The 13934-nt window shown below is 63.1% G+C and carries 11 protein-coding genes; 3 read left to right on the forward strand and 8 right to left on the reverse strand.

Features of this window, described 5'->3' with window-relative positions:
* Window positions 1-20: 20 nt before the first annotated feature.
* The 8 genes from V3314_RS13045 to V3314_RS13080 all read right to left on the reverse strand — a co-directional run bounded on the left by V3314_RS13045 (window position 21) and on the right by V3314_RS13080 (window position 5631).
* Window positions 21-248: a hypothetical protein gene (locus V3314_RS13045; protein WP_003260451.1), complete on the reverse strand. Its 228-nt coding sequence runs from the start codon at window positions 246-248 to the stop codon at window positions 21-23.
* Between the two features lie 72 nt (window positions 249-320).
* A complete protein-coding gene (locus V3314_RS13050) occupies window positions 321-1154 on the reverse strand; it encodes an AraC family transcriptional regulator (RefSeq protein WP_338459085.1) in 834 nt (277 codons plus the stop codon).
* A complete protein-coding gene (locus tag V3314_RS13055; RefSeq protein WP_046615691.1) occupies window positions 1151-1465 on the reverse strand; it encodes an AzlD domain-containing protein in 315 nt (104 codons plus the stop codon). Before V3314_RS13055 ends, V3314_RS13050 begins: the two co-directional genes overlap by 4 nt.
* Window positions 1462-2154, reverse strand: coding sequence for an AzlC family ABC transporter permease (locus V3314_RS13060; protein WP_046615690.1), 693 nt, complete (start codon window positions 2152-2154; stop codon window positions 1462-1464). The genes V3314_RS13055 and V3314_RS13060 overlap by 4 nt, the downstream gene beginning before the upstream one ends.
* Before the next feature lie 109 nt (window positions 2155-2263).
* Entirely contained in the window at window positions 2264-2959 is a 696-nt protein-coding gene (locus V3314_RS13065) for a sel1 repeat family protein (RefSeq protein WP_046615689.1), read from the reverse strand.
* 138 nt (window positions 2960-3097) lie between these two features.
* Entirely contained in the window at window positions 3098-4174 is a 1077-nt protein-coding gene (locus tag V3314_RS13070; RefSeq protein WP_338459086.1) for a hypothetical protein, read from the reverse strand.
* Window positions 4175-4213: 39 nt separating this feature from the next.
* Entirely contained in the window at window positions 4214-4840 is a 627-nt protein-coding gene (locus V3314_RS13075; protein ID WP_046615687.1) for a LysE family translocator, read from the reverse strand.
* A gap of 2 nt (window positions 4841-4842) precedes the next feature.
* Window positions 4843-5631, reverse strand: coding sequence for a YqcI/YcgG family protein (locus V3314_RS13080; RefSeq protein ID WP_046615686.1), 789 nt, complete (start codon window positions 5629-5631; stop codon window positions 4843-4845).
* Between the two features lie 159 nt (window positions 5632-5790).
* Here V3314_RS13080 and V3314_RS13085 point away from each other — a divergent pair, with 159 nt between their 5' ends.
* From V3314_RS13085 to V3314_RS13095, 3 genes are all read left to right on the forward strand, one after another.
* Entirely contained in the window at window positions 5791-6711 is a 921-nt protein-coding gene (locus V3314_RS13085; protein ID WP_046615685.1) for a LysR substrate-binding domain-containing protein, read from the forward strand.
* Window positions 6712-6865: 154 nt separating this feature from the next.
* Complete coding sequence (locus V3314_RS13090; RefSeq protein WP_046615684.1) at window positions 6866-9226, forward strand: DNA polymerase II; 2361 nt, start codon at window positions 6866-6868, stop codon at window positions 9224-9226.
* Between the two features lie 81 nt (window positions 9227-9307).
* Complete coding sequence (locus V3314_RS13095; protein ID WP_338459087.1) at window positions 9308-13795, forward strand: NEL-type E3 ubiquitin ligase domain-containing protein; 4488 nt, start codon at window positions 9308-9310, stop codon at window positions 13793-13795.
* Window positions 13796-13934: the final 139 nt, after the last annotated feature.

Below are 13934 nucleotides of genomic sequence, written 5' to 3' on the forward strand. Positions count from 1 at the left end.
GCAAAGCGCCCCCGGTTCAATCAGCTGCGAAACTTGGGCAGCGGCCTGTCGAGGGTCAGCGAGGTCAAGGTCTTGCGGACCTGGGCCTCATCGGCCTCCAGGGCCTTGAGGCTTGCGCGGATCTTGCCGGCGGCGGGCACGTCGCCCTGCCGGTCGATCCAGTCGGCTATCTCCTTGCAGGCACTGCTCAGGCAGGCCTGGCGCTGGTTCATCAGCGACAGGAGGGTGGTGAGCTCTCGTTCGGACATGGCAGGATCCTCCATTCAGCCTTGTCAGTGTAGCAGTGGCTGGCAGGCCTGCCTGAGGCCTGGTGTCGCAGCTCAGCCTTGCAGGCAGGCGCTGCGGTAGGCCCCCGGCGTTACGCCGTATGCCTGCTTGAACTGCCGGCTCAAATGGCTCTGGTCGGCAAAACCCAGGTCGAACGCCACCTCCGATGCAGCCCAGCCACGCTTGAGCATTTCCCGTGCGCGGGCCAGGCGCCTCTGCTTCAACCAGGCATGGGGCGGCAGGCCGGTGGCCTGGCGGAACACCCGGGCGAAATGGAATGGCGACAGGTTGACCGCCGCCGCCAGGGCCTCGAGCGAGGGCGGGTCGGCCAGTTGGCTTTCCAGCAGCTCACGGGCGCGGGCCACTGCCAGCGGTTCGTGGCCAGGGGCGGCAGGTTCGGCGCATTGCCCGTGCCGTTGCACCAGGGCCAGCACCGCCTGGCGCCAGGCGGTCTGCTGCTGCAGGGCGCTGGCGCCGGCTTCGGACAGCTGGTGCAACTGGCTGAAGGCAAGTGCCAGGGCCGGGTCGTGGATCACGCTGTCCTTGAAGCTGGGCATGCCGTGGTGGCCCAGTGCCAGTTCTTCGAGCACCCCGGTTACCCGTTCATGTTCCGGGTAGAACCCTCGGTAGCGCCAGCCCGCTTCGTGGGCGGTGGCACCGGTGTGCAGTTCGTCGGGGTTGATCAGCACCATGCTGCCGACCGGCGCCAGGTGCTCGCTGCCGCGATGCCAGAAGCGCTGGGCACCCGACTCGATCACGGTGAACACATAGCCTTCATGCACATGCGGGGCGAAGCGCTGCTGGAAATAGCGCGCATGCAGCATCTCGACGTCGCCCAGTGCAGGCGCCTGCCATAGGTGTGTCTGCTCGCGCAGGTGCGTGCTCATGCCAGCCAGCTGCGCAGGAGGAAGAAGATCAACATGCTCACCAGCATGCTAAGCAACACGCTGCGGGTCAACAGCACCAGGGCGATTGCTACCAGCGAACCCAGCAGGTAGGGGTTGAGCAGGCTCAGGTTCAACTGGTGCTCGGGCATGAAGATGATCGGGCCGCAGATTGCGGTGAGCATGCCCGGCACGGCAAAACCGAGGAACTGCCGGGCGTTGGAGCTCAGGCGCAATGGCAGGCGCGGCTCCAGGAACGCATAGCGGTTGAGGAACACGATGGCGCCCATGGCAAGAATCAGGACCCAGGTCATGCGCGGGCTCCGGCGAATTTCTGGCAGACGAAACCGGCGCTCATGCCCAGCAGGCCTGCGGCCACCAGGGCGGTCTCCCAGTGCCAGTAGCTGAACAGCACCGAACAGAACAGCGACACCGCCACGCACACCAGCGTGGCCAGGTTGCGCACCAGCGGCGCGATCAGGGCGACGAAGGTGGCGACGATGGAAAAGTCCAGACCGAGCTGGTCCAGGTGCGGAATGTTCTGCCCCAGCAGGATGCCGGCCAGGGTGAACAGGTTCCAGGCGATGTAGAACGTCAGGCCCACGCCCAGGGCGTACCAGCGGTTGAACTGCTGCTGGTCGTACTGGCTGGTCAGGGCGAAGAATTCGTCGGTCAGCAGGAAGCCCAGGCCCAGCCGCCAGCGCAGCGGCTGGCTGGACAGCACCGGGCGCATCGTCAGGCCATACAGCAGGTGCTGCGAGGTCAGCAGCAGGGTAGTCAGCAGGATCGACGCCAGGTTGGCGCCACCCTTGAGCATGCCGATCGCCACCAGTTGCGCGGCACCGGCGAAGACGATGGCCGACAGCCCTTGCCCCTCCCAGGCGCTGAGGTTGGCCTCGATGGCCATGGAGCCGGCCAGCAGGCCCCAGGGGGCGACGGCCAGGGACAACGGGAGAATGGCGATGGCGCCGTGGAGAAAGGCTTGGCGGGCGATGTGAGGCATGGTGGCTGCAGTGCGTGTACGTGGCAGGCCAGCATGCCAGACGGGGCGGGGGATGGCTTGAACGATCTTGCTATGCCTGGCACGGTCCTGCACAGCAACCGTGCCCGTTTTACGGACGGCTGGTCAGGTGCTGCTGCGCTGTCACGCAACCGTTGGTGTCCACGGCCTTCTGCAGCAGGCTCTGGCGGTGCTCCGGGTCGAGGTCGCCGAGCAGGCGGTATACCTCGGCCTGATAGTCGCGCTGGCGCCCCCACTGCATTTCCAGGCCTTGTGGCCGGTTGCGGTTGCAGGCCAGGCGCGTTGCCGGTTGCGGGTAGTAGGGGGCATATACGGTGGCCATGTTGGGGATGGCCTCCAGCGCAGTACGGTAGTCGCTGCTGACGTTATAAGGCGGGCACCAGGTGGCGATGGCCGGCGCCGGTGCGGCAAAGCCCTGTCTGAGGCTGGCTTCGAGCAATGGGCAGGCGGCGTCCGGGATTTGCGCTGCGGGCAGGTAGGTCATGTAATACAGCGCCAGGCGGTACTGTGCGACCGGGTGGCCCAGCTCTACGGACTTTTTCAGCAAGGCAACGGCTGTCGGCAGGGTGTGGGCCATGGCCTGGCCCTGGCGGCTGAGCTCCGGGTCGCCGCCGATGGCCGTGCGCAGCGTGCTGGTGCCGTCGTCCTGGCTGTCGGCCTGCTCCAGCAGGGGCAAGGCCTGGCGGTAGAGCAGGTCGGCATGAGGGTCGATGCGCACTTCGAGCGCGTGGGCAGCCAGCGGCATCAGGGCGATCAACAGTGGGGGCAAGCGAAGCATGCGGCTCACAGGCAAGCCCCATGGGGTGCCAGGTACTGATGGATGGCTTCGATGTTCATGGCGGTCAAGCGTGCGCCTCGGGCAGATCGGAACGACGGCCTATTCTAGCCACCCAAAGGGCCTGGCCGGAAGACCACCCGGCAACTGTCAGACGAGCTTGATCGGCGTGACGTTGCGCTGGGCATGTTTTTCCTGGGCCAGGCCAAGCTTGGCGGTAATGACCTTGGCCAGGGCATTGTTGCCTAGGTCGTTCAGGTGCAGGCGGTCGATGAACAGGTCGGCGCCGAACACCGGCGAGCTGCTGAGCATGCAGTTCATGTCATAGCAGGGCACCGGGTCGGCCTGGCTCTTGATGCGACGGAAGAAGGCCGAGTGCAACTGGCTGTCGAACGCGCCGTCCAGCAGCCGATCGAAATTTGCCGGTCGCCGCTGCAGCGCGTCCAGCATGGCCTGCTCGCCAGCGGGCAGGCTATCCCGGCACCAGGGCAGCAACGGCTGCAGGATGAAGGTGAGTGTGGAGTGGCTGTCTGCCAGCAGCCGGTCCCATTGGCGCAAGGTCCGGCCAATGCTGTCAGCGGCGCGGGCCAGACGCTTTTCCGGGGGGGACAGCGGCCAGGTGGCCGGTGTTGCGACCGGCGGCGTGGCCAACGCCTGGCCGATGCGCCGCCACAGCGATTGCCGGCGGGGCGCCACGGTGGGCTGCATGCCTTCGCTGAAACTGTTGAGAAAATCCTGGTAGGCCTTGGCGTGCCGCGGGTCGTTCAGGCTGGAGAGGACTTCGCAGAGCGCTTCGTGGGCCAGGGTGTTGAGGCCGCTGAGCACCACCACATGGCCGAGCTCGCCAAGGCGGTGCTGGTGGGTCAGGAACATCAGCAGCTCCTGGCTGGCATTGAGCCCGCAGCCAGCCAGGCTCAGCCAGACTTCGCCAGTCAGCATCGACAGGTGCGAGGCCACCGTGTGTTCGTCGGAGCTGGCACCGATGCCCAGGGCAGTGGAGCCGCCGACCAGCAGGTTGATGCGTGACGCGCCACCGCGCTCGGCCGCCGAAAAGCGCTTGCCGGCGCAATGGCTGTAGCGCAGGCCCAGGGCATCGGTGTTGATGGTGCTGGAGCGGTAGCTGGTTTCGTGCACATGCATTGTGTGTGGGGCGCGCCGGCTGCCCAGCAGCAGAAAGCGCTGGTAGTCCTGTTGCAACGGCGAAGGGCTCGTGTCAGTCGCGGTCATTGGGTCTCCTGCTGCTGCAGCGGGCACTTAGCATCACGTTCAGGCCGCCAGCTCCTTGATGTTGTACAGCAGGCCGCCGGTGGCGATCAGCAGCAGGGCGACCCCCGAGGCCAGGCTGATCATGCGGTTGCTGCGCTGCGAGGCGATCTTGCCGATGGCGAAGATGTACAGGCTGAGCACGGCAAAATCGATGGCTACCCACAGCATCGACAGCACCACCATGCTCTTGCCGAACGACTCGGTGATCTGGATGAACTGCGGGAAGAAGGCAATGAAGAAGATGATGTCCTTCGGGTTGGAAATGCCCACCATGAAACCTTGCAGCAGCCCGCCGCGGCCAGGCTTGGCGAGCTCGCCCGGCGTCTCGGCTGCCGGCGCCTGCAGGGCGTCCCGCAGCGTGCCGACGGCGATGTAGCCGATGAACAGGCAACCCAGCAGGCTCATGGCGCTGAGCCAGGCCTTGTCGATGGCGGCGCTGGTGAGGATGACCCAGGCCGCCGCGCCGATCAGCACCAGCGATGCCCAGTTCGTGCCGACAGCGGTGAACATGGCCTTGCGTGAGCCGGAGGCGGCCGCGGTGTTGACGATCAGCGCCACTACCGGGCCGGGGGTGGCGATCAGTAGCAGGACAGTCAGGGCATAGGTAGCGGTGAGTGCGGTATTCACGGTCAGGTCTCGATCAGTATGTCGGGTGTTACCGCGTGTGCGGCATGGGCGTGGAACGGGCAGCGGGACGGGTTGAGCGAACCTGCCTCCTGCAGTTGGTACTGCTTCCACTCGTAGTTGTCGGCATCGCCGAAGAAGCCAAGGGTGTCGGGCATGACGCCGTCGTTGTAGCGGTGCACGCGCTCGCGGATGCGTTCGCGGATACGTTGGCCGCTTTCGGTGTTGGCGTTGGCCACTTCGTCGAAGTTCGCCCGCGGGTTGATGACGAAGGTGATGTGTGGGCCCAGGTTGCGGCTTTTCATCTGCTGGTGGCCGGGGAAGTTCATGTTGATGAACAGCGGCATGCCGGCAAAGCAGAACGACCAGGCGTTGTCGTCGGGCTCGGTCGGGATGCCCTGCGGCCAGGGCTGCGGGTCGCGCGCGTGCACGCCACGCAAAACCTTCCAGGCCAGCGCCTGTTGCTCGGCCAGGGTGCAGTCGGCGGCGGTTTCGAGAAACACCACCAGCGGGCTGCCGATACGCTGCTTGGGTGGGATGGGTGCGACGGTGCGCACGTAGTCGGCCAGGCCCATGGCGATGTCATCGGCCAGTTGCCCGGCGCGGGCGAACAGGATGTGGCAGGTTGCGCCGTTTACCGCCTTGCGGCCGAACAGGCAGGGAAACTCTGGGTTGGCGAGGACACTGCGAAAATGTTCTACGGCTTTGTAAGTCCAATGTCGCGTATTGCGCACATGTTCAGCGGCCAGCTCTAGCGCATCCAGGCGATAGCAAGTTCCATAACCCGTCGACATGATTTCCCCAGGCGTAAATTTGATGAACGTTCCAGTCACATGCAGGCAGGATCTTGGTTATGTTTATTATTTACCTGCATTTTCCGAGACGTCCTTGACGTTGTAAAACGCGTGGAACTATGACCTACTATTAGTCTTACTCATGCTCGGGGCGTCGCCATGTCGGAACGGATTCAGGCTTTGCACGCGTTGCGTGCCTTTGAGGTGGCCTCTCGCTATGGCTCATTCACCCGTGCAGCGGAGGAGTTGGCCCTGACCCAGGGCGCCGTCAGCCACCACATCAAGACCCTCGAAGCCATGTTCGGCTGTGACCTGTTCGAACGTCGCGGGCCGAAGCTGGCCCTGACGGATCACGGGCGCCTGCTGGCGCAGGAGCTCAAGGTTGGCTTCAAGATCATCGAGAATGCCTGTGCCCTGCTGCGCCAGGACCGCTACGGCCTGCGTCTGAAAGCTCCGTCAACGCTGACCGTGCGCTGGCTGCTGCGTGCGCTGGATGCGTTCAAGAAGACCGAGGACAACTGCAGCGTGCAGCTGTCCAGCGTGTGGATGGACATCGACAGTGTGGACTTCTATTCCGAGCCCTATGACTGTGCGATCCTCCTGGCGAACGGGCGTTTCCCCGCCGATGTCGAGAGTTTCAAGCTGTTCGATGAATGGCTGATTCCGGTGTGCCACCCGGACTACATGGCCCAGGCACAACCGGACCTTGCCGACCTGGCCCAGTGCGAGTTCCTCCATCCGTCCCCCGACCGGCGAGACTGGCGGCGCTGGCTGGCTCGCATGGACGCGCTGGACATCAGCATCGATCACGGGCAAGTGTTCGATACCCTCGACCAGGGCATCTCGGCTGCCCAGCAAGGCCTGGGCATTTCGGTGGTCGACCTGGTGCTGGCCAGTGCCGACCTGTTGGCCGGGCGCCTGGTCACGCCATTCAAGCACGCGGTGGCCACCGGCGATGGCTATTACATGACCTGGCTCAAGGCCAGCCCCAAGGCGCGGCAGATGCACAAGCTGCGCGAGTTCCTGCTTGGCCAGGTGCCACCGCTGGCCGCCAAGGACATCAATTACCTGTACGGTTGAACACGCGCTCAAGCATGCGGCCGGCCGCCGGCAAGCGCCCGGCGCTGAAAATATTGCGGCAAACACCTGCTGGCCTCAACAAAACGCGCTGTGACGGAGCGTCAGCGGTAGAATTGCCGCAATCAGCACAACCAACGATTCAGAGGTCGACGCGGTGGAGTTGCAGCAGGGCTTTGTCCTGACCCGACATTGGCATGACACGCCCGAAGGCACCTGCGTGGAATTCTGGCTGGCCACCGACCAGGGGCCACGGCAGTTGCGCCTGGCGCCCCAGGTATCGGTGGCATTCATCCCCCTGGCGCAGGAAGCGCACGCACGTGTGCTGTTGGCCAACGAACCTGGTGCCGAGCTGCGGCCGTTGCAGCTGAAGAACTTCGACCAACGCCCGGTGCTGGGCCTGTACTGCCGCCAGCACCGGCAATTGATGCAGCTGGAGCAACGCCTGCGCACAGCCGGTATCGATGTGTACGAAGCCGACATCCGCCCGCCCGAGCGCTACCTGATGGAGCGCTTCATCACCGCACCGGTGCAGTTCACCGGCCAACCGGATGCCCAAGGTGTATTCTGCGATGCCCAGCTCAAGCCGCTGTCGGGCTATCGCCCGCCGCTGCGCCTGGTGTCGCTGGACATCGAGACCAGCGAGCGGGGCGAGCTTTACAGCATTGCCCTGGAAGGCTGTGGCCAGCGCCAGGTGTACATGCTCGGGCCGGCCAACGGCACGGCTGATGGCCTCGACTTCGACCTGCACTACTGCACCGACCGCGCCGACATGCTGGCCTGCCTCAACCATTGGATGGCCGAGCACGACCCGGATGCAATCATCGGCTGGAACCTGATCCAGTTCGACCTGCGCCTGCTGCATGAGCATGCCAAGCTGCTGCAGGTACCGCTGGCACTGGGGCGCAATGGCTCACCGATGACCTTGCGCAGCCATGCCGGTGGTGGCCACGTGTTCGCCGATGCCCCGGGGCGGCTGCTGATCGACGGCATCGAGGCGCTGCGCTCGGCGACCTGGAGCTTCCCGTCGTTCAGCCTCGAAAGTGTCGCCCAGACCTTGCTCGGTGAAGGCAAGGCCATCGACACGCCCTACCAGCGCATGGATGAAATCAACCGCCGCTTCGCCGAGGACAAGCCGGCGTTGGCGCGCTACAACCTCAAGGATTGCGAGCTGGTGACGCGCATCTTCGCCCACACCCGCCTGCTCGAATTCCTTCTGGAGCGGTCTTCGGTCACCGGCCTTGCGGTGGACCGCAGCGGTGGTTCGGTAGCCGCGTTCTGCCATTTGTACATCCCGCAGATGCACCGCCTGGGCTTTGTCGCCCCCAACCTCGGCAGCCGCCCCGACGAAGCCAGCCCCGGTGGCTTCGTCATGGATTCGCGCCCGGGCCTGTACGACTCGGTGCTGGTGCTGGACTACAAGAGCCTGTACCCGTCAATCATTCGTACTTTCTTGATCGACCCAGTGGGGCTGGTCGAAGGCTTGCGCCTGCCCGACGATGAACACTCGGTGGAAGGCTTCCGGGGTGGGCGTTTTTCCCGTAGCGAGCATTGCCTGCCGGCCATCGTCGAGCGGGTATGGCAGGGGCGGGAAGCGGCCAAGCGCGAGGGCAACGCGCCGCTGTCGCAGGCGCTGAAGATCATCATGAATGCCTTCTACGGAGTGTTGGGTTCGAGCGGCTGCCGCTTCTTCGACCCGCGCCTGGCTTCGTCGATCACCATGCGCGGCCACCAGATCATGCGCCAGACCCGTGCGCTGATCGAAGCCAGGGGCTACGAGGTGATCTACGGCGATACCGACTCCACCTTCGTCTGGCTCAAGGGCGCTCACGGCGAGGAGACTGCAGCACGCATCGGCCGCGAGCTGGTAGCCCAGGTCAACCAGTGGTGGCGCGAACACCTGCGCGAGCAGATGAACCTGGAAAGCGCGCTGGAGCTGCAGTTCGAGGTGCATTACCGACGCTTCCTGATGCCCACCATCCGCGGCACGGACGAAGGCAGCAAGAAGCGCTATGCCGGGCTGGTGCAGCGGGCCGATGGCAGCGAGCAGATGGTCTACAAGGGCCTGGAGTCGGTACGTACCGACTGGTCGCCGCTGGCCCGGGAGTTCCAGCAAGAGCTTTATGGCCGGATATTCCGCGGGGAGCCGTACCAGGCGTATGTGCGCGATTATGTACGGCGCACCCTGGCGGGCGAGCTGAATGAGCTGATGGTGTACCGCAAGCGGTTGCGTCGGCCGCTAGCCGATTATCAGCGCAATGTGCCGCCGCACGTACGCGCGGCCCGGCTGGCCGATGACTACAACCGCCGTCTTGGCCGCCCGACGCAATACCAGCGCGGCGGCTGGATCAGCTATCTGATCACCTTGGCAGGCCCGGAACCTCTGGAAAACCTGCAAGCGCCGGTGGACTACGAGCATTACCTGACGCGGCAGCTGCAGCCGGTGGCCGATGCCATCCTGCCTTTCGTTGGCGACAGTTTCGAAGGGTTGACCGGCCAGCAGCTGGCGCTGTTCTGAAGAGGTGGTACCTATCTAGTTAATCGCTTGGCAAGCCTGCATTTAGTGTCGGGCCTTTTGATCAGCCCGAGGCGCAACAACGTGACTACACCCCGCCAGGAACAACCGCCAACCGCCGATACGCTGGCCATGGAGCAGGCCTATCAGGACAACCTCATCGTCAAGCGACTGCCCAGATGGATTCGCCGGCTGCGTATCGTCTCGCCGACCGAGCAGAATATCCCGGCCAACGGTCTGTATGAATCGCAGCATGCTGCATTGCGCGATGCATTGAAAGACAGCCTGGCCTGTCGACAATGGCTGGAAAAGGAGCTTGCGCGAATCGAGGGCATCGACCGTTTCGTCAAGCCGCTGCTTCAACACGCCATGCAGGAAGAATTCGGCATCAGGGAAAATGTCGATGGCCTGTATTTCAGGCACTGGTACACCTACACCGCTCCCAGCCAGGGCACCGTGTGGGGGCGCTACCCGGTGGTGGAAAAGGACTATTTCGACGTACCGCTGATCGAGGCGGCACTGGACAACTTCACGCCGGGCGAAGGGCGGAACGAGCAGCACAAGGACAACTGCATCGTTGACAGCCTGTCGCGACGGCTCGCCTCACCAACCGCGCCAGCCTTCGCACGCTTGTGCCGCAAGCTGGATCTGGGCAAGCGCTATCAACAGCACCTGGACAGTGTGCTCAAAGCGCCGAGCAGCCAGGCAAGCGGCTGGCGCAGCATGGCTTCGACGCTTGCCCAGCTGTACAGCTCGGTCATGCTGATCGATGCGTGCAAGGCTAAAGGTGATGGAGTACTGAGTGCTGCCGAACTGGACATGGTGCTAGAGCTATGCAAGCACGGGAGACCTGGCACGTTGTACGAGTCGAAAGTGGTGGCCCGGCAACTCAAGGCGTTCGGTTGCGATTTGCAACAGATCGTGATACTCGATGTATTTCATGACAAAGTCAGCCGCAAGATCATTGTCTATATTCCCGATGATCCCCACGGTCCCTGGACCGCAAGCCCCGACCTGGAAAGCTTCACCCGCAAGGTCTTGGGCAAGCGTCTGCGAGACAAGCGCTATCAGGATTTCTTCAAACGCTTCGTACGTCGGCGCGACAGCCAGCAGTTCTTCTCCAGAGTTGCCAAGGACCTGGTGGGCGTCGCCGATTGGGCAACCCGGGAAATGGACCAGCACATGCGGGACTACCCGCTGCCGTTGTTCACCCACCTTGCCGCTGCGCGCATTGCCCATGTCAAGGACGATGCTGCGCTGATTGCAACGCCGGTGTCGGACCTTGACCGCAAGGCCCAGGATGCCCATCAACAAAGGTTGGTTGCCGAGGGTTGGACACTGGCCACCGTGGCGGGCGTGTTCATCCCCGCACTCAATGCACTGCTGCTGGCAGTAATGGTCTGGGACCTGCTGGGCGAGCTGTTCCAGGCGGTGGAAGACTGGCGCGAGGGTGATACCAGCGCCGCGATGGAGCATTTGCTCAGCGTGACCAAAGACCTGGCCGTGATCGGTGTCACCGCTGTGGTATGGCGGGAAGCGAGCCGGGCATGGACTGCATTGGACCAGTGGGTGCCAGCGCGCCTGGAAGACGGCAGCGAGAAGCTCTGGAATGGAGACCTGGTGCCGTTTCGCAGCGCTGCACCTCTCGCTGGGGAAGTGGCCGATGCAATGGGCATCTACCGTGCCCAGGACAGAAGCTGGATTACCATGGACGGCCACACCTACGAAATCGTCCAGCGCGCAGATGAAGAGTGGCAACTGGCACCACGAGATGGTCACGGACCTTTGTTGCGCCACAATGACGCCGGCGCCTGGCGGCTATGGACCGAGCAACCGGCCAGCTGGACAGACAAGCACAGGATGTTCCGCCGCCTTGGTGAGCGTTTTGCTCGCCTGGATGATGAACAGATTGACCAGGCCATGGCCGTCCATGCCCTGGATGCAGACCATCTTCGGGCGTTGCATGTATACGGCCGGCCGCCTGAGGCCGAGCTGGTCGATACTGTAGAGCGCCTGCTGATCGACCGTCGGCTGCAAACCCTGCTGGACGATCTGAAACTTGGGCGGGTGCCGGAGGATGCGCCTTTGCTAGCGAAGGCATGCTCCCTGCCCGGCGTCACCGAGCAGAGGGGGCCAGCGTTGGCGGCGCAGGTCTCGGCAAGGCGGCGCCAGCTGTTTCAACAGGTGTATGACGGGCAGCAGGAGCCAGACGATGCAGCGCTGGCAGCCTTGCGCAAGGCATTCCCGAGCCTGCATCGCCGAGCGGCGCGCGAGCTTGTGGGTGAGCTGTCGGCAGGTGGTGCGGAATTTCAGGCGCTGGTCAGCGGCACGGTGCCGTTTCGGCTGGCCGAAAGGGCCAGGCTGAGCGTATTGCGCATACGTGTTGCGCGTGCCTGCGAGGCGCTGTTCATTGATACGCCCCAGACCCTGGACCAGGCCAAGGTTGCACTGACTCTGCTGGAGACTCTGGATGTCAGGGAGGCCAGGCCGCGCTGGCGGCTGTACGATGGCGATAGCCCGCAGCCGATAATGACTACTGATGGCGACGGGCAGAACTACAGGCTTGTGCATGACAACGGGCAGTTCCAGCTTGAAGATGCGCTAGGCCTCGAACTGAGTGGCCCCGGCGAGCTGTTCGAGACCTTGGCGGCTGCGTTTGTCCCGGCCGATCATGCTGCACTCGGTATCTCTGAACCCTACGCCCCGGGTTTGAGAGCAGTATTGGCCCGGCAAATGCCCGGGCACAGCAAAGTACTCGCCCAGGTGTTGGGCAAAAACCTTCAACAACCATGGATGCTGGCGCCACTGCGCCTGGAGGATGGCAGGGTCGGCTACCCGCTGGGCGGCGGCCTGGGGCGCTTTGCCCGGCCCGCGTCCCGACCCCGCGCGTTCGAAGCGCGTCTGCGCGACCTTTACCCAGCGTACAGTGATCAGCAGATCGAAAATTGGCTGACTACGTTGCATGCTTCGGGGCGTGATACCGACACTGAGCTAGGTGTGCTCGAAGAGCAGGCGCGTCGGTTGAGCGAGCACTTGAGACACTGGGAGCGGCGAGGGTTGCTGGTCGGCGAACGAGCTGAGCGCAAGCGGTTTCGCAAAGTACTCATGCAATGCTGGCGGGAACGGGTGCCTGCTCAAGTTTTACCTGAAAATCAACATCTGGCTTTGGCTTTGCATTACTGCGCGTATGACCTGTGCTCATTGCCTGAATTGGGCCCATTCTTCAGCTTCCCGCACGTTACCAAACTTTCCCTTCGTAGCCTGTTACTGGAGGAGGTGCCAGAGCGATTCCTGCTCTCATTCCCCAACCTGATATCTCTGGAACTGAGCTACAACCAGTTGCAACGTTTGCCAGAGAGCCTGTCGTTGCTCAGTGATTTGCGCATACTCGACTTGTCCGGCAATCGCATCTCTCTGGACGAGCCGCAGGCTCAAGCGCTGGCGCAATGCAGCCGGTTGCGTTACCTGAACCTTTCGGACAACCGCTTGAACATGACCTTTTCTGTGGCGCAGATGAATCAGTTGGCCGAACTGCGTTTACGCAATGCCGGGCTGGTATCGCTGCCCGACGGCATTATGGATTGCCAGACGTTGTACATGCTCGATGCTTCCAACAACTTCATCACTCTGTTGCCTCCCACCATCACCCAATCCCCGTTGTGGCGAGACGGCTACGTAGCGCTGTCAAACAATCCTGTGCGGTTGCGCCAGAATCAACGGGTGCAGGAGGCCTGGAACATTCCGGAGGACAGTTCAGTTCCTCACGAGTTTCGCTGGATGGACCGCCTGGACGGTGAGAAACGCGAAGATTTGGGTAACCTGTGGACCAGTATCGAGCAAATGGATGGGGTGACGAACTTCATGCAGCTGCTGAGACAACTCACGCGCTCGCAAGACTTCATCAATCCTCGATATGGGGAAATGCTGGCTTCACGCGTTCTGACCATGATGGTACAGGTGGACAGGTCAGCAGCACTGGCCAATGAAATATTCGCCAATGCGCTGGTCGAGAACTGCGCCGACAATGCCACGGTGGTGTTCCAGCAGCTTGAAGTTCGATGCCTTGTATGGGAAACCGAGCAGGCTGCCCCTACTGTCAGCCAAGAGCGAGTTCTGGTAACAGTGGCGCGGCGGTTGTGGAGGCGGGAGCAGGTTGAGTTCATCGCCCTCCGCGAGGCTGAGGCTGCAGGCGCGGGGAACGAGTCGATCGAATGGGTGCTGGCCTACTCGATCCGCTTGCGTAAGGACCTGGACCTGCCTGTCAACGCGCGGACCATGCTACACGAGGGCATCCCGAATCTGGATAACGCTTCGGTGACTCGCGCGGCTGATGAGGTCAGGCGTAACGAGACAGACCAATCGGTGGCAGTGTGGATGGTCCAGCAACCGTTCTGGAAAAATTATCTCGAGAAACGCTACGTGCGCGAACTGGAAGTGCCGGCAAGTCTTCAGGACCAGTTTGCAGAGGATGCCAATGCCGAGGACGCCGCCAGGTTGATGGAGGAAATCAGGCTGTGGACCGTGAATACCGAGCTTCAACTGACCATCGAGGCGCTGCAGCGGCCGGCATGACCAGGGCGCATTGGACTATGCTCAAGCTACAAGTGATAGAGGTACTTTTCGGGCTGGGGACGGGGAGCGACCGACCGCACTTGGTAACCGCCGGTTACTGTTCATTCAAACATGAAGGCCTTTTGCTGGTTTACGCTCG

It is taken from the genome of Pseudomonas sp. TE3-3-F2023, assembly GCF_036784815.1.
GTDB classification, from domain to species: domain Bacteria; phylum Pseudomonadota; class Gammaproteobacteria; order Pseudomonadales; family Pseudomonadaceae; genus Aquipseudomonas; species Aquipseudomonas pudica.